General features: G+C 69.7%; 16 protein-coding genes. 8 read left to right on the plus strand and 8 right to left on the minus strand.

Annotated elements, in window-relative coordinates; genetic code table 11:
- Nucleotides 1-189: 189 nt before the first annotated feature.
- A complete protein-coding gene (locus ACT6S0_RS21990) occupies nt 190-837 on the minus strand; it encodes a Crp/Fnr family transcriptional regulator (RefSeq protein WP_444765903.1) in 648 nt (215 codons plus the stop codon).
- Between the two features lie 9 nt (nt 838-846).
- Between ACT6S0_RS21990 and ACT6S0_RS21995 the strand changes: the two genes are divergently transcribed.
- Nucleotides 847-1,290 carry a methyltransferase family protein gene (locus ACT6S0_RS21995; protein WP_444765904.1) on the plus strand — a complete coding sequence of 148 codons (444 nt, stop codon included), beginning with the start codon at nt 847-849 and terminating at the stop codon, nt 1,288-1,290.
- A gap of 3 nt (nt 1,291-1,293) precedes the next feature.
- On the opposite strand, the gene nadC is transcribed toward ACT6S0_RS21995, so the two are convergent.
- Both nadC and ACT6S0_RS22005 read right to left on the minus strand, forming a co-directional pair.
- The gene (nadC, locus tag ACT6S0_RS22000; protein ID WP_444765918.1) at nt 1,294-2,154 is read right to left on the minus strand and encodes a carboxylating nicotinate-nucleotide diphosphorylase; all 861 of its coding nucleotides are present in this window, start codon (nt 2,152-2,154) and stop codon (nt 1,294-1,296) included.
- Entirely contained in the window at nt 2,154-2,864 is a 711-nt protein-coding gene (locus tag ACT6S0_RS22005; RefSeq protein WP_444765905.1) for a fumarylacetoacetate hydrolase family protein, read from the minus strand. Before ACT6S0_RS22005 ends, nadC begins: the two co-directional genes overlap by 1 nt.
- Between ACT6S0_RS22005 and ACT6S0_RS22010 the strand changes: the two genes are divergently transcribed.
- Nucleotides 2,863-3,786 (plus strand): septal ring lytic transglycosylase RlpA family protein, encoded by a 924-nt coding sequence (locus ACT6S0_RS22010; protein ID WP_444765906.1) that lies wholly within the window; start codon nt 2,863-2,865, stop codon nt 3,784-3,786. The two genes, ACT6S0_RS22005 and ACT6S0_RS22010, sit on opposite strands and share 2 nt — an antisense overlap.
- Here ACT6S0_RS22010 and ACT6S0_RS22015 read toward each other — a convergent pair.
- The gene (locus tag ACT6S0_RS22015) at nt 3,783-4,523 is read right to left on the minus strand and encodes an SDR family oxidoreductase (protein WP_444765907.1); all 741 of its coding nucleotides are present in this window, start codon (nt 4,521-4,523) and stop codon (nt 3,783-3,785) included. The two genes, ACT6S0_RS22010 and ACT6S0_RS22015, sit on opposite strands and share 4 nt — an antisense overlap.
- A 53-nt stretch (nt 4,524-4,576) precedes the next feature.
- Between ACT6S0_RS22015 and ACT6S0_RS22020 the strand changes: the two genes are divergently transcribed.
- From ACT6S0_RS22020 to ACT6S0_RS22030, 3 genes are all read left to right on the plus strand, one after another.
- Nucleotides 4,577-5,770, plus strand: a complete 1,194-nt coding sequence (locus ACT6S0_RS22020) for a GGDEF domain-containing protein (protein WP_444765908.1) — start codon at nt 4,577-4,579, stop codon at nt 5,768-5,770.
- On the plus strand, nt 5,767-6,927 hold the full coding sequence (locus ACT6S0_RS22025) for a diguanylate cyclase domain-containing protein (protein WP_444765909.1): 1,161 nt from the start codon (nt 5,767-5,769) through the stop codon (nt 6,925-6,927). Before ACT6S0_RS22020 ends, ACT6S0_RS22025 begins: the two co-directional genes overlap by 4 nt.
- Before the next feature lie 97 nt (nt 6,928-7,024).
- On the plus strand, nt 7,025-7,624 hold the full coding sequence (locus tag ACT6S0_RS22030) for a DUF4337 domain-containing protein (RefSeq protein WP_444765910.1): 600 nt from the start codon (nt 7,025-7,027) through the stop codon (nt 7,622-7,624).
- Nucleotides 7,625-7,824: 200 nt separating this feature from the next.
- Here ACT6S0_RS22030 and ACT6S0_RS22035 read toward each other — a convergent pair whose 3' ends face one another.
- Together ACT6S0_RS22035 and ACT6S0_RS22040 are read right to left on the minus strand one after the other, a co-directional pair.
- A complete protein-coding gene (locus tag ACT6S0_RS22035) occupies nt 7,825-8,541 on the minus strand; it encodes a response regulator (protein ID WP_444765911.1) in 717 nt (238 codons plus the stop codon).
- Nucleotides 8,541-10,031 (minus strand): DUF4118 domain-containing protein, encoded by a 1,491-nt coding sequence (locus tag ACT6S0_RS22040; RefSeq protein WP_444765912.1) that lies wholly within the window; start codon nt 10,029-10,031, stop codon nt 8,541-8,543. The genes ACT6S0_RS22035 and ACT6S0_RS22040 overlap by 1 nt, the downstream gene beginning before the upstream one ends.
- Before the next feature lie 225 nt (nt 10,032-10,256).
- Between ACT6S0_RS22040 and ACT6S0_RS22045 the strand changes: the two genes are divergently transcribed.
- Nucleotides 10,257-11,597, plus strand: a complete 1,341-nt coding sequence (locus ACT6S0_RS22045) for a TrkH family potassium uptake protein (RefSeq protein WP_444765913.1) — start codon at nt 10,257-10,259, stop codon at nt 11,595-11,597.
- Nucleotides 11,587-12,282 (plus strand): potassium channel family protein, encoded by a 696-nt coding sequence (locus ACT6S0_RS22050; protein ID WP_444765914.1) that lies wholly within the window; start codon nt 11,587-11,589, stop codon nt 12,280-12,282. Before ACT6S0_RS22045 ends, ACT6S0_RS22050 begins: the two co-directional genes overlap by 11 nt.
- A gap of 224 nt (nt 12,283-12,506) precedes the next feature.
- Here the strand turns inward: ACT6S0_RS22050 and ACT6S0_RS22055 are convergent, their stop codons facing one another.
- Nucleotides 12,507-13,073, minus strand: a complete 567-nt coding sequence (locus tag ACT6S0_RS22055; RefSeq protein WP_444765915.1) for a YdeI/OmpD-associated family protein — start codon at nt 13,071-13,073, stop codon at nt 12,507-12,509.
- Nucleotides 13,074-13,108: 35 nt separating this feature from the next.
- Here ACT6S0_RS22055 and ACT6S0_RS22060 point away from each other — a divergent pair, with 35 nt between their 5' ends.
- Nucleotides 13,109-14,041, plus strand: coding sequence for an NAD(P)-dependent oxidoreductase (locus ACT6S0_RS22060; protein ID WP_444765916.1), 933 nt, complete (start codon nt 13,109-13,111; stop codon nt 14,039-14,041).
- 9 nt (nt 14,042-14,050) lie between these two features.
- Here the strand turns inward: ACT6S0_RS22060 and ACT6S0_RS22065 are convergent, their stop codons facing one another.
- Entirely contained in the window at nt 14,051-14,326 is a 276-nt protein-coding gene (locus ACT6S0_RS22065) for a hypothetical protein (RefSeq protein ID WP_444765917.1), read from the minus strand.
- Nucleotides 14,327-14,604: the final 278 nt, after the last annotated feature.

Genomic DNA, 14,604 nt, shown 5'->3' on the forward strand with positions numbered 1-14,604 from the left:
GTCCCCCGAGGGGACGGCGATGCTCGCGGGGGAGGCCCCGCGCGCACATCGCCGGACGGGCCGGCTTGGGAGCGGCCCGGCGCTCGGCCCGGGTGGAGCCCCTCGCTCACGGCTACACGCGCGGTCCCCCGAGGGGACGGCGATGCGTGGGGCCCGACGACCCTATGCAGAAGTCGCCGAAAGGCAGCGTCAGCGTGCTGCCTTGGCCAGCCGGGCCTTGATGCGGCTCAACGCCACCGGCGTGACGCGGATGTAGCTGGCGATGTCGCGCTGCTTCAGCAATGCCACCAGCTGTGGCTGCTCGCGCAGGAAGCATTCGTAGCGCTGCTCGGGCGTCAGCGTCAACAGCTGCATCTCGCGCCTCTCCTTGCGTTCGCCGTAAAGCCGGAAGGCCTGGGTCAGCGCGCATTGCCAGGGCGGATGGCGCCCGGCCAGGTCCTGCAGCACGGCATAGGGCAGCATGTCGACCATCGCGGCGGTCTCCGCCACGGCGGCGAAGCTGCTGCGCCCGCCGGGGCTCAGCGCGGTCACGCTGGCAAAGCACTGGCCGGCGGTCACGAAGGCCTTGACCCAGGCATCGCCGCCGGCGGTCTCGTAGATCAGCTTGATGATCCCGTCGCGCGGCACGAACACCTCCCGCAGCGGCACGCCGGCCTCGAACAGCCGCTCGCCACGCGCCAGCCGGCGCGGGCGCAGCGCCTGCTCCAGCGTCGCGCGCTCCGGCAGATCGCTGCCGGCCAGGGCGCACAGGATGTCGAAGGCCGACGGTGGCACTGAACCTGGGTTAATGCGCAGCGGCGCGCCGGCTGGCAGGCTGGCGACCCCACCGTCTTGCATTTGCTGCCCATGCGTCATCCCCTGCCTCCGCTTCTCTTCATCGCCTGCATCCTGCTGATGATCGCGCTGCAACAGCTCATGCCGCTGCGGGACTTTGCCAGCCTGCCGCTGCGCATCGCCGGGTTGGCGCTTGTCGCCACCGGCGTCGCCATCGCCCAATGGCATGCGCGCCTGTTCCGCCGCACGGGCACGCAGATCCGCACCTTCGACGAACCCACGAGCATCGTCACCGGCGGCCTGTTCCGCTTCAGCCGCAACCCGATGTACCTGGGCATGCTGCTGGCGCTGTGCGGCGCAGCGCTTGCCCTGGGCGTGCTGTCGGCAGGGGCCGGCCCGCTGCTGTTCTTCATTGCGGCGCAGACCTGGTATATCCCGTTCGAGGAGGCCGCGCTGCACCGGAAGTTCGGCGCCGACTATGCGGATTACCGGCGGCGCGTGCGGCGTTGGCTCTGAGACTCAAACCGGCCCGAGCACCCGCATCGAATAGTCCACGGCTCTGACATCCTTGGTCAGCCGGCCGATGGAGATGCGGTCCACGCCGGTGGCGGCGATCCAGCGCAGCTGGTCCAGCGCGACGCCGCCCGACACCTCCAGCAGCGCGCGCCCAGCATTGACCACCACGGCCTCGCGCATCTGCGCCTCGCTGAAGTTGTCCAGCAGCACGCTGACGGCGCCCGCGTCCAGCGCCTCGTGCAGCTGCGCGATGGTCTCGACTTCGATCTGGATGTCCACGGCGGCGTTCAAGGCCTGCGCCGCACGCAGGGCGGGGCCCACGCCGCCGGCCGCGGCGATATGGTTCTCCTTGATCAGGATGCCTGCATACAGCGCCAGCCGCTGGTTCTGCCCGCCGCCGACGCGTACCGCGTACTTCTGCGCCAGGCGCAGGCCCGGGATGGTCTTGCGCGTGTCGAGCACGGCGCAGCCGTTCGGGTTGGGGCTGGCGCCGGCCACCGCGTCGACATGGGCGCGCGTGAGGGTCGCGGTGCCCGACAGCAGCTGCAGGAAGTTCAGCGCCGGCCGCTCGGCCGACAGCAGCGCGCGGCCGTCCGCCTGGATACGGCAGACCAGCGTGTCCGCCGCCATCGGCGCGCCTTCGTCGTACAGCCACTCGATCTGGCTGGTCGGGTCCAGCGCGGCGAACACGCCGTCGAACCAGTCGCGCCCGCACAGCACCGCCGCCTCGCGCACACGCACCAGCGCATTGACGCGCCGGCCCGCGGGCACCAACTGCGCGGTCCAGTCGCAGCGGCCGATGTCCTCGGCCAGCGCGTCGCGGATGTTGCGTTCGCGCGCGCCTTGCAGCGTTTCGTTCTCCATCACTCGGCCGGCCCCACCGTCAGCGTGATCTCGCCCAGCCCTTCGATGCGGCCCACCAGCACGTCGCCGGCCACCACGGCGCCCACGCCCGCCGGCGTGCCGGTGTAGATCAGGTCACCGGGGTGCAGGTGATAGAGGTGCGACAGGTTGGAGACGATCTCGGCCTGGTTCCAGATCATGTCGGCCAGGTCGCCGCGCTGCTTCTCGACACCATTGACGCTCAGCGTGATGGCGCCCTTGTCCAGCCGGCCGATGTCACCCACGCGCACGATGTCGCCAAGGATGGCGGACTGGTCGAAGCCCTTGGCCGTGTCCCAGGGCTTGCCGGCCGCCTTGGCCGCCGCCTGCAGGTCGCGGCGCGTCATGTCCAGCCCGGCCGCATAACCCCAGATGGCCGCAACGGCCGCCTCGGGCCTGACCTTGAACACCGGCGCGCCGATGGCCAGCACCAGCTCCATCTCGTAGTGGTAGTTGCGGGTCTCGGTCGGGTAGGGCACGGTCGCGCCGGCCGGGGCCACCGACGACACCAAGGCCGTGGCCGGCTTGGTGAAGTAGAACGGTGGCTCGCGCGTCGGGTCGGCGCCCATCTCGCGGGCATGATCGGCATAGTTGCGGCCGACGCAGAAGATGCGGCTGACCGCATAGCGTGCGTCCGTACCGCGCACGGCGGCGCTGGGAATCTCGGCCGGAGGAAAGACGAAATTGCTCATGGCATGGCTTGGACATTGCAAGGACAGCGCGCAGCATACTGGGCCCGCACCGGCCAATTCACTGGTGCTGGTGCTGGCGCTGGTGCTGGCGCTGGTGCTGCTGAGCGGCTGCGCGACGCGCACACCGGCACCCGCGGACCGCGACGGGCCGCCGGCCAGCCCGCCGACCGACCTGTCCCGCGTGCCCGATGCCGTGCCGCGGCTGGAAGCCATCCGCATCGGCGGCCCCAACAAGCCCTACGAGATATTCGGTGAGCGCTACCAACCCATCACCACGGACGCCGCCTACGCAGAGCGCGGCCTCGCCTCCTGGTACGGCCGCAAGTTCCACGGGCGACCGACCGCCAACGGCGAGGTCTACAACATGTATGCAATGACGGCCGCCCACCCCACGCTGCCCATCCCCAGCTATGCCCGCGTGCGCAACCCGGCCAACGGCCGCGAGATCGTCGTGCGCGTCAACGACCGCGGCCCCTTTCACAAGGGTCGCATCATCGACCTGAGCTACACGGCGGCGCTCAAGCTCGACTTGCTGCGCGGCGTCGCCCCCGTCGAAGTCCGGCGCATCACCTATGCCGAGATCCGCGCCGGGACCTGGTCTCCGGCGGCCGGCGAACCCGCCCCCGTCTACGTGCCCGAGTCGCCGCAGGGCGCACCGCAGCGTGAGACCACGCGCGGCGCCAGCGCTGGCGGCCACTGGCTGCAGTTCGGCGCCTTCAGCAAGCTCGATGGCGCCGAAGCCCAGCGCCAGCGCGTCGCGGAGGCCGACCTCGGCCTGCTGCCGCTGCTGACCATCGTGCGCGAGGCCGGCCGCCACCAGCTGCGCGCCGGCCCTTTCCCAAGCGCCGATGAAGCGCGCGCAACGGCCGCGCGCCTGCGCGATGACGGCGGCGTCGAGGCGACACTCATCGAGAAACGCTAGCGTCCGCCGGCGACGTCCAGCAGCGCGCCGACCGTGTAGCTCGCGGCATCGGACAGCAGCCAGGCGATGGCCTCGGCGACCTCTTCAGCGCGGCCTAGCCGCTGGATCGGAATGGCGGCGGCGGCGCCGCTGGCGTCCATGCCGCTGGCGGCGTGGATGTCGGTCTCGATGATGCCGGGGCGCACGCCGTTAACGCGGATGCCTTCGGCGATCAGCTCGCGCGCCAGGCCGCGGGTCAGCGTGTCGATCGCGCCCTTGGTGGCAGCGTAGTCCACATAGATGCCGGCCGAGCCGTACTCGGCCGCACGTGAACTCAGGTTGACGATGGCGCCGCCCGCGCCGCCCCGCGCCGTGCTCATGCGGCGCGCCGCCTGCTGGCAGCACAGCAGCGTGCCGATGACGTTGACGTCGAAGAGGCGGCGCCAGCGCTGCAGCGTCATCGCCTCCAGCCGCGCGGCCGGCGCCACGATGCCGGCGTTGTTGACCAGGCCCGCCAGCCGGCCACCGGCCGCGTCCAGGCGCTCGAACATCGCCGCCACCTGGGCCGCGTCGGCGACGTCGGCCTGCAAGGTCAGCGCGCGGCGGCCCAGTCCGTGCAATCTGGCCGCCAGCGCGTCAGCGGCGCCGCTATCCTGGGCGAAGTTGATGGCCACGTCCCAGCCTGCCTCGGCGCAACGCAGCGCTGTCGCGCAGCCAATGCCCCGCGAGCCCCCGGTGATCAATACCCAAGCCGACATGGCCGGCATTGTGGCGTTGTCGGGGAAGATGCGCCGCCCCCATCCCGAGCTGCATGGAATTCCTCGACGTCCCGACGGTCCTGAAGGTCAGCGCCCTCCTCAATCTGATGGCGGCGCTGGCCTGGTTGACGCTGGCCCAGGTCTTCCGCATCGCACCGCGCGCCGGGCGACTGATGGCGGCGGCCCATCTGGTGCGCATCGTTGCGCAGGGCTGCGGCGACTGCATGGCAGGCTGGCCCGTGCTGCTGCGGCAGGCAGTGCCGGAGTTCAGCCTGCTGGCCTGCATGGTGCTGCTGCTGCTGGCACTGCGCCGCATGCTGCGCAGCCGCCAGCGCTCCCGCGACGTGGCCTGGGTTGCCGGCCTGGGCATGCTGGGTGTCACGCTCGGCCTGGCCAGCGGCTCGGGCCTGGCACCCTCGCTGGCCGGCACGCTCAGCGTCACGGTGCTGGCGCTGTTCGCGGCGCGGGAGGTCGTACGCGGCGTCGGCAGCCAGCTCTCCACCGCCATCACGGCCTGCATGACGCTGCCCTTTGCGGCGCTGGTCCTGCTCGGCATGGCGCATGCGGCCGAGCTGTTGCTGATCTCCGGTGGTGCGGGCGACGCCGCCAGCCAGGCCCTGCCTTCGCCGGTGCGTGCCGCGCTGTGGCTGGTGCTCACGGTCAGCATCACGCTGAGCCTGATCGCGCTGATGATCTGGCGCGTCATCATGCGCATCCAGCATCTGACCTACCGTGACCCGCTGACCGGCGCCCTCAACCGCCGCGCCTTCGAGCAGGCGCTGACCGAGGCCCAGGCCCAGCTGCAGCGCGGCCACGGCTTTGCGCTGGCGATGATCGACATCGATCACTTCAAGCGCATCAACGACGCCCATGGCCACCAGGCCGGCGACGCGGCGCTGCAGCACTGCGTGCGCGTCTGGCAGGCCGGCCTGCGCGAGATGGACCGTCTCGGGCGCCTGGGCGGCGAGGAGTTCTGCGTGCTGCTGCCCATCGGCTCGCCGAGCGACCTGGCCACGGCCGCCGCCGTGGCCGAGCGGCTGCGCAGCCAGCTTGCCGCGCAGCCGCTGCACTGGAAAGGCATCGAGCTCAACCTGTCGGCCAGCTTCGGCGTGGCACTGCCGGTGGCAGGCGATGCCCAGGGCGAGATCTGCCTGGCGCGCGCCGACGCCGAGCTCTACCGCGCCAAGGCCGAGGGTCGCAACCGTGTCTGCGTGGCGGCAGCGCTGGACGCCGTGGCGACCGCATGATCACCACCGCACAGACCCAGACCCTGCTGGCCAGCATCATCCTGGTGGCCGGCGTGTCGACGCTGGTCTGGCTGGGCCTGGCGCTGATCGCACGCATCGCGCCGCGGGCCTCGCTGGCCATGGCGTGCGCGAACGCGGCTGCTGCGCTGTCGCTGACGCTGCATGCGCTGCGCGGCGTGCTGCCCGACGCCCTCACCCAGTGGCCCGCTGACGTGCTGTCCGTGGCCTCCTTCGCCTTGCTGGGTGCGGCGGTCTCGGGCATCACGACGCGCCAGCTGGTCTGGAAGCCGGGGGCCATCGTCGTTGCCGGCGCCGCCCTGCTGCTGTTCGCCCTGCCGGATGACGCCGGCCGGCACTGGCAGACACGCATCGTCAACGGCGCGGGCGCGGGCCTGTCGCTGGCGGCGGGCACCAGCGCCTGGCTCGCGCTGGGTCGCCGCGGCAACGGCCGGCGCACACCGGCGCCACTGACATTGCCGCTCTTCCTCATCGCGCTGCTGATGGCGGTGCGCTGCGTGGAATCCTTCAACACCCCCGGCCCCCTGCCCGGCATCCGCGTACCGACCGCGTTCAACCTCGCCTTCCTGTGGGCCGCACTGGTGCTGACGCTGCTGCAGAACGCAACGCTGGCCTTCCTCGTGCTGATGCGACTGATCCTGCGCATCGAGCGCCTGCTGGAGCGCGACTCGTTGACCGACACGCTCAACCGCCGCGCCTTCGACCAGGCGCTGGCGCACGCCCACGCCTGGCTGGCGCGCGGCCGCGGCTACGCCCTGGTCATGATCGACATGGACCGCTTCAAACAACTCAACGACAGCCTCGGCCACGCCGCCGGCGACGCCGCGCTGCGCCAGATGGCCAAGGAGCTGCAGCCCTGCGTGCGCGAGGTGGACCGTTTTGGGCGCCTGGGCGGCGAGGAGTTCTGCGTGCTGCTGCCCGACACCGACATCGCCGGGGCCGCGCTGGTGGCCGAGCGCATGCGCCATCTGGTTGACCGCACCCCGCTGCGCTGGCTGGAGCAGGACTGGCCGCTGAGCGCCAGCTTCGGCATCGCCGAGGCCAAGCGCGGTGACGCCAGCGCCGACGCGGTGCTGGCCCGCGCCGACGCGGCGCTCTACCGCGCCAAGAGCCAGGGGCGCAACGTCGTGCAGGCATGAACGGCGCCGGCCTCGGCACCCGGCCCGACCAGGCGACTTCACGGGAACTGCGAGCGGTCCATTGACACAGACACGGGCTGCAACACGACAGGCCCCCATGCTCGACCCCCAAGACGTCATCGACCGCGCCGCCAGCGCCGCCAAGCAAGCCAGTGCCGACCGCCTGAACGCCGTCGTCGCCGTGACCGTGGCCATCCTGGCGACCTTCCTGGGCATCTGCAAGGTCAAGGACGACAACATCGTGCAGGCCATGCAGCAGGCCCAGGTGGACAAGCTGGACTACTGGGCCTACTACCAGGCGCGCACCATCCGCGCCGACGTGGCCGAGCAGGCGGCCACCCAGCTCGAACTCGCCCGGGCCGCCGCGAGCCCGGCGCATGCCGCCGACTACGACAAGGCCATCGCCGGCTACCGCGCCAAGCAGGCCGACCAGTTGACGAAGCGCGACGAGCTGCGCGCGCTCGCCGAGAACGCGCAGGCCAACTACGAGATGCTGAACAAGCGCGACGACCAGTTCGACCTGTCCGATGCGCTGCTGGCCATCGCCATCGCACTGCTGGCCGTGACGGCGTTGACGCACCTGTGGCCATTGTTGATCGTCGCCATGGTGCCTACCCTGGGCGGGGTGCTGATGGGTTTTGCCGGGCTCATGAACCTGGCCATCCACCCGAACATGCTGTTCAGGCTGCTTGCCTAGGGCAGGCGGGCGCGGTCCTGCCGGATGCCGCCCGCCGATGCGCATGCCGCCGGCAGCTATCGCCCCATCGGCGGCATCGGCGGCATCGGTCTAGCCAAACTCACCATCCATAAACGGTCGCTCGCACACCGCAGCGCGCGCGCACCGGCTCAGGCGATGCCGGAGATAGCGCAGACGCCTGGCCATGCCCTGCACCCTGCTCAGCCGGCCTCTGACACAAATCGATAGCCAACGCCGATCTCCGTGACGAGCCATCTGGGACGGGAGGGATCGTGCTCGATCTTCTTGCGCAGATTGCCCATGTGCACACGCAGATAGTGCGCGTCGTCTGCATGGCTGGGCCCCCAGAGTTCCTGTAGCAGATGGCGGTGGGTCAGTACGCGTTCAGGTCGCGCCGTGAGCAGGGCAAGCAAGCGGTATTCAATCGGCGTGAGGTGCACCAACTGCCCGGCGCGCGTGACACGCCGATGCGCACGGTCCAGCGTGACATCGCCAAAGCACACCAGGGCTCCGGCAGTGCCGGTGATCTGCTGACGACGCCGCAGGTGGGCCCGGGCTCTGGCGAGGAGTTCGGCGGACCCGAAGGGCTTGACCAGGTAGTCGTCCGCGCCGGCGTCGAGCGCCTGTACCTTGGCAGCCTCTCCTGCTCGCGCAGACAGAACCAGTATCGGCACGGAGGACCAGGTTCGAAACTCACGGATGAAATCCACGCCATCGCCGTCCGGAAGCCCAAGGTCCAGGACAACCAGGTCCGGCGGCCGGGTGCCCGCATCGATCAGCCCACGCTGCACACTCGACGCCTCCGTCACGTCGTGACCTTCCGATACCAGCGCCAGGCGCACGAACCGGCGAATGTCCGCCTCGTCTTCGACGACGAGCACGCGCGCGCCGGCCACCGGCGGGGCGGCGATGCCCATCATGACTCGCCTCGCTCGGCAAGCGCATCGGCCGCGGGCAGAACCGGGGGCTGCCCTTGGGGAAGCCGTATCACGAAACGTGCCCCGCCTTCGGGCGCGTTCCCCGCTGTGATCGTCCCGTCATGGGCTTCGACGATGGCATGGCACAGGGCCAGTCCCAGACCGACCCCAGGCGTTGCGCTCTCGCGTCGACCGCGCTCGAACATGTGGAACATCTCCGCCTCCCGCCCGCGCGGCAGTCCGGGTCCGTTGTCCGCGACGACCAGCTCGAAGCTGTCGTCCTCGACCCTCGCGGCGATGCGGATGCGCGCTCCGGTCGGCGTGTAGCGCGCAGCGTTCTCCAGCAGATTGACGAGCACTCGCTCCATCAAGACGGCGTCGAACCGGACCAGCGCCATGTTCTCGGGAATGACGACGTCGATTGCGTGACGCGCCATCACGGACTCCACCGCCGCAAGGGCCGAGCCCAGAACCTCTTCGACAGGCTGCCATTGCAGGTCCAGACACACCGCACCGGATTCAAGTCGTGCCATCTCCAACAGGTTGTTGACCAGGGCGCTCATGCGTCGCGCCGTGGCCGCCATGGCGGTGGCCATGCTGGCTTGATCGGGACTCAACCTCGGACCCGTCAGCTGCAGCGACTCCGACAGCCCCACCATCGACGCGAGCGGTGTCCTCAGATCATGCGAGATCGCCGACAGCAGCGAGTTGCGCAGGCGTTCGCCCTCGATCTGGACCGCGCTGTCACGCGCCACCTCGATGTAGTGGATGCGCTCCAGGGCGCTACCCACCAGGGCGGAACAGGTCTCGAGCAACTGTCGGCCTTCCAAGGGCGCGGCCACACCCTCGGCCCTGACCACCGCCAGCGCGCCCCGCACGGCCATCGTGCCACGCAGGGGCAGGACGACGGCGTCGTCCGAGCTGCGGCGATCTGCCGCCGTCACGGCGTCTGCGGACACCGCAACGACCCGTGAAGCGAGGGCGGACAAACCCACGTCGGGCGTACCCAGCACCGCTTGCAGCCGTCCGCTGCGATCCCGGACCCACATGACGACGCCTTGCCCGAACTGCCGCACAACAAACGTGTCGACGATCTCCGCCACTTGCTCAACGGTCAAGGCGCGACCGAGGTCGGCCGAGATGCCGTAGAGGTTTAGAACCCGCTCCTCGCTGCCGCGTGCCGCGCTGGCCTGCGCCTTCAGACCGGCCGTCAGCTGGCCGACGACGAGACCGACCATCAGCATCACGGCGAAGGTGAACAGGAACCGTTCGTCGGACACCGTCAGCGAGAAGCGGGGTGGAACGAACATGAAGTTGAACAGCAGCACGCTCAGGCCGGCGGCGAACAGTGCCGGCGCCCGCCCGAAGATCGACGCGGACACAACGACCGCCAGCAGGAACACCAGCACCAGACTGGCGTTGTCAACGACCGATGCCAGCAACCACGCGACGCCCGCTGCAGCCAGGCAGATGCCGGTGACGCCAGCCAAGCCGCGCCAAACGCCGGCGGCCTGACTGACCGAAGGTGTGCTTGATCGTGCTCGTGTCGTGCTCGTCACAGTGTCACTGTAGTGGACGCACCTCCCTGGAATGCACCGCGGTCAGCCCCGCAAATCAAGCGCGCGACAAGACTTCAGCCGTGCGCATCAAGATCACGTAAAGATGTGCGCTGCGGCCGACTTGGAAGGGTTCAGGCTGCCCAGAATCGCCATCCCATGTCGTTCTCGACTCCACGCGTCATTCATCCCAGTCGCGCCGTCGCGCTGCTGTTCCTGCTGCTTATCGCGTTGGGCACCTTGTTGCTCAGACTGCCGGTGGCGCAGGCGCAGGGCGAACAGGCGCCTTGGCTGACGGCCTTGTTCACGGCCGTCTCCGCCGTGTGCGTGACGGGTCTCGTGGTCGTTGACACCGGCAGCTATTGGTCCGGCTTCGGGCAGTTCGTGATCCTGGCGCTGTTCCAGCTGGGCGGTTTCGGCCTGATGACCGCCGCAGCACTCCTCGGCTTGATGGTCAATCGCTCGCTCAGGCTGCGCTCACGCATGCTGACGCAGGCCGAGACTCGCAGCGTGGCCCTCGGCGACGTCGGAAGCATCGCAAGAGTCGTGCTGGTCGTCACGCTGGTCTGCGAGTCGAGCCTGGCCATGGCACTCGCCATGCGATTGCATGTCGCCCATGGCCTGGGCTGGACCGACGCCGCCTGGAGTGGCGTGTTCCACGCGATCTCTGCGTTCAACAACGCCGGATTTGCGCTCCATGGCGACAGCCTGATGCGCTATGCCAGCGACGCCTGGGTGTTGGTGCCCATCATGCTCGGCATCGTGATCGGTGGCATCGGCTTTCCCGTGATGCAGGACCTGCGTGGCCGGTTCCGCGACCCTCGGCACTGGTCACTGCACACCAAGCTGACGCTCGTCGGGAGTGGCGTTCTTTTGGCCGTCGGTGCGGTGGCCATCCTCGTCTTCGAGGGGACGAACGCGAACACGCTGGGCCCGATGGGTGTCATCGACAAGCTGATGTCCGCCCTGTTCGCGTCCGTCTCCGCCCGCACGGCCGGCTTCAATTCGATCGATACCGGCGCGCTGACCCAGGAAAGTCTGGCGGTGCACTTCCTGCTGATGTTCATCGGTGGAGGCAGCGCCGGCACCGCCGGCGGCGTCAAGGTCACCACGGCCGCGATTCTGCTGCTGCTGGTGGTCGCCGAGATCCGCGGCCGCCCCGACAGCGAGGCTTTCGGCCGCCGCGTCTGCCTTGCCGCTCAGCGCCAGGCCATCACCGTGCTGGTGCTGGGCAGCGTCATGGTGGTGGCGGGCACGATGGTGCTGCTGCGGGTGACGGACGTGCCGACGGATCGAGTGATCTTCGAAGTGATTTCAGCCTTCGGCACGGTCGGGTTGTCGACCGGCATCACCGCAGAACTTCCGCCTGTCGGCCAACTCACCTTGATCGTGTTGATGTACGTCGGCCGGGTCGGCACGATCACCTTGGCCACATCGCTGGCGCTGGGAGAACGACGAATGGCCTGGCGCTATCCAGAGGAGCATCCAATTGTTGGGTAGATTGTTCACCGAGCAGTTCGCCTTCGGCGAAGGCGACAGCGTCGTCGTCATCGGACTGGGCCGCTTCGGCGGCGCAGTGGCGCAGTCCTTGGTCAGCCTGGGACACGATGTCATGGGCATCGACCGTGACGCTGACCCCGTGCAGGCGTGGGCCGACCGTCTGACGCATGCCGTGCAGGCCGACGCCACCAATGTCATGGTGCTGCGCCAGCTGGGCCTGGCTGACTTCCGGCACGCCATCGTCGGCATCGGCGACAACCTTGCGGCCAGCCTGATGACGCTGATGGCGCTGAGCGAGCTGGGCATCCCTGACATCTGGGTCAAGGCGCTCACCGAGGACCACGGCAAGATCGCCCAACGCATCGGCGCGCACCATGTCGTGTTCCCCGAAGCCGACATGGGCGAACGCGTGGCCCACCTGATCTCGGGTCGGATGATCGACTACATCGAGTTTGATGACGGCTTTGCCATCGCCAAGATTCAGGCACCGCCGCCCACACACGGCCAAGCGCTGGCGGAGTCGCGGGTGCGAGAGAAGTTCGGCGTGACGGTTGTCGGCGTGAAGCGTGCGAATGAGGATTTCCAGCACGCCAACCCTGACACGCGAATTCTGCCGGGCGACCTGCTGATCGTCTCTGGGCCTACATCGAGGGTGGAGCGTTTCGCTGGACAGTCGAAGTTCTGAGCCCAGGATGTCGGCCTCAAGGCCCTGCATCACCCATGAATATCAATGCCAAGTTTGCAGTTGAAGGCCTTCTCTGGGCGGGGAGGGCAGGGGGCGTTTCCCCCCGGACGTGGGCCAGCAAGAGCGCGCGGCAGCGGTGGTCGGTTCGTGATGGGGAGCGGGTTTGAGGGGCGGTCATGGTCGGCCCCCGCCAGGTCGCGCAGGCGATTCGGCATACCCCAGGTTCAGGGGCGCACACGCTGACCGGCGGCAGATGCCTCGATGAGCTGCTCCAGCCGGCGCTCACGGGTGGCCTCCTGCTTGGCCGTCAGCACCCAGCGCAGCGTGGAACGCTTCCACCCCGGTGGCTGGCTTTCAAACCATGTCCAGGCCGCCTTGCTGGCCTTGAAGCGCTTCTTCATCGCCGCCGGCAGCTCGGGCTCTCCCTTCAGCTCGTAAAGGTAGACGGCGCTCTTGTGCGCCTCGCGCCGGGCGAAGGCCGCGACGCCCGCGGGCAGCATGCGCCCTTGGGCCGTCAGCGCCTCGACGCGGGCGATGTTGATCGCGCTCCAAATCGACCCCGCCCGCCGCGGCGTGAAGCGGATCTGGTAGCGCAGCTCGTCGACGCTCTTCCGCACGCCGTCGATCCAGCCGACGCACAGCGCCTCGTCCACCGACTGGGGCCAGGTCATGCTGGGCACGCCGCTGGCAACCTTGTGGAAGCCGACGATGAGTTCTGTGGCTGTGGCAGCGTGCTGGGCCAGCCAGTCGCGAAACTCCGCGGGCGAAGCGAAGTAGAGGGGTTCAGACATGATGTGCGCATTCTGAATCGACCGGTCCCACCACCATGACCACCCTGCTGCTGCTCGTTGCCATCGCCGAAGAACACAAGGCCCTGCTGCACGACCGCTTTCACGTCATCGATGCGCCCGACGCGGCGCGCCGCGCCGCGGCCATCGCGGCCCATGCCGACGAGATCGAGCTGGTGCTGACCAATGGCTCGGTCGGCTTCAGCGCCGCCGAGATCACCGTGCTGCCCAAGCTGAAGCTGCTGGCCGCCCAGGGCGCCGGCTACGAGAACCTCGACGTCGCTGCGGCCAAGGCGCGTGGCGTGCTCGTCTGCAACGGCGCCGGCACCAATGACGACTGCGTGGCCGACCACGCCATGGCCCTGCTGCTGGCCAGCGTGCGCGCCCTGCCGCGGCTGGGCAGCGCGCTGCGCGCCGGCATCTGGCGCGACGCCCTGCCGCTGTTCCCCAACTTCACGGGCCGGCGGCTGGGCGTGATCGGCCTGGGCGGCATCGGCCGCAAGATCGCCGCGCGCGCGGCGGCCTTCGGCATGGTCATCGGCTATCACAACCGCCGCCCGCGCGAGGACGCCGGCAGCGCCGCCTGGTTCGACAGCGTCACGGCACTGGCCACCTGGGCCGATGACCTCGTCGTCGCCACGCCCGGCGGCGACGGCACCCGCCACATCGTCGATGCCGACGTGCTGGCCGCGCTGGGACCGGGCGGCCATGTCGTCAACATCGCACGCGGCTCCTGCATCGACACCGCCGCGCTGGCGGCGGCGCTGGCGGCCGGCGTGATCGGCGGCGCGGCGCTCGACGTCTACGAGGGCGAGCCGCAGCCACCGGCCGCGCTGCTGGCTTTCGACAACGTTCTCCTGACCCCGCACATCGCCGGCTGGTCGCCGCAGTCGATCCGGGCGACGGTGGAGAACTTCATCGCCAATGTCGACGCCATGCAGCGCGGCATGGCGCTGCCGACGCCGGTCTGACGCGCTCGCTCAGCCGACCTCGCGCCGCGCCTCCACCACCTGGCTTTCGCCGCGCGGCGCGTACTGGCGGCCGGCGCCTTCCTGCAGCGCCATCTCGGCCGCCAGGCGCGCCCGATGCGCGCCGGCCAGCGCCTGCAGCTCCCGCACATCGGCGTCGTCGGGCATGCGCGTGTCCAGCGCCCCCTCCTTGCGCCCCTCGCCCTGCTCGGCCCCGGCCCGCGCCCAGCCACGGCGAGCGAACAGCGCATCCAGCGTCAGCAGGCGACGGGGGGTCAGGAGCTTCATGCGGCCTCCGAAGGGGGTCATCGACTTCTGCAACAGACGTCATGGCGGCCGGGGAAGCGACACGCGCCGCCGTTGTCACCCCTAATTCAAGGCCCGCGAGGGCTGCGCTACGCTGCCGGCCATGCGGTTCCAGCGCGCGCCCGAGCTGAGGCGACCCTGCCAGGGTCGCCAGCGCCGCCATGCCCGCGGCACAGCGACGGCGGGGCCGGCTTGAGTCGCTGGTCCACCGCCCCTCGCCCCGCGCCGACGCCCGCTGCCCAGACGGCCCTGCCCTGGCC

This window comes from Roseateles sp. (assembly GCF_052436255.1).
Classification (GTDB): domain Bacteria; phylum Pseudomonadota; class Gammaproteobacteria; order Burkholderiales; family Burkholderiaceae_C; genus Pelomonas.

Bases quoted from the DNA above. Each gene is read 5' to 3' on its own strand.
- ACT6S0_RS21990 (WP_444765903.1), bottom strand. From the start codon at position 837: ATGCAAGACGGTGGGGTCGCCAGCCTGCCAGCCGGCGCGCCGCTGCGC.
- ACT6S0_RS21995 (WP_444765904.1), top strand. From the start codon at position 847: ATGCGTCATCCCCTGCCTCCGCTTCTCTTCATCGCCTGCATCCTGCTG.
- nadC (WP_444765918.1), bottom strand. From the start codon at position 2,154: ATGGAGAACGAAACGCTGCAAGGCGCGCGCGAACGCAACATCCGCGAC.
- ACT6S0_RS22010 (WP_444765906.1), top strand. From the start codon at position 2,863: ATGGCATGGCTTGGACATTGCAAGGACAGCGCGCAGCATACTGGGCCC.
- ACT6S0_RS22005 (WP_444765905.1), bottom strand. From the start codon at position 2,864: ATGAGCAATTTCGTCTTTCCTCCGGCCGAGATTCCCAGCGCCGCCGTG.
- ACT6S0_RS22015 (WP_444765907.1), bottom strand. From the start codon at position 4,523: ATGTCGGCTTGGGTATTGATCACCGGGGGCTCGCGGGGCATTGGCTGC.
- ACT6S0_RS22020 (WP_444765908.1), top strand. From the start codon at position 4,577: ATGGAATTCCTCGACGTCCCGACGGTCCTGAAGGTCAGCGCCCTCCTC.
- ACT6S0_RS22025 (WP_444765909.1), top strand. From the start codon at position 5,767: ATGATCACCACCGCACAGACCCAGACCCTGCTGGCCAGCATCATCCTG.
- ACT6S0_RS22030 (WP_444765910.1), top strand. From the start codon at position 7,025: ATGCTCGACCCCCAAGACGTCATCGACCGCGCCGCCAGCGCCGCCAAG.
- ACT6S0_RS22035 (WP_444765911.1), bottom strand. From the start codon at position 8,541: ATGGGCATCGCCGCCCCGCCGGTGGCCGGCGCGCGCGTGCTCGTCGTC.
- ACT6S0_RS22045 (WP_444765913.1), top strand. From the start codon at position 10,257: ATGTCGTTCTCGACTCCACGCGTCATTCATCCCAGTCGCGCCGTCGCG.
- ACT6S0_RS22055 (WP_444765915.1), bottom strand. From the start codon at position 13,073: ATGTCTGAACCCCTCTACTTCGCTTCGCCCGCGGAGTTTCGCGACTGG.
- ACT6S0_RS22060 (WP_444765916.1), top strand. From the start codon at position 13,109: ATGACCACCCTGCTGCTGCTCGTTGCCATCGCCGAAGAACACAAGGCC.
- ACT6S0_RS22065 (WP_444765917.1), bottom strand. From the start codon at position 14,326: ATGAAGCTCCTGACCCCCCGTCGCCTGCTGACGCTGGATGCGCTGTTC.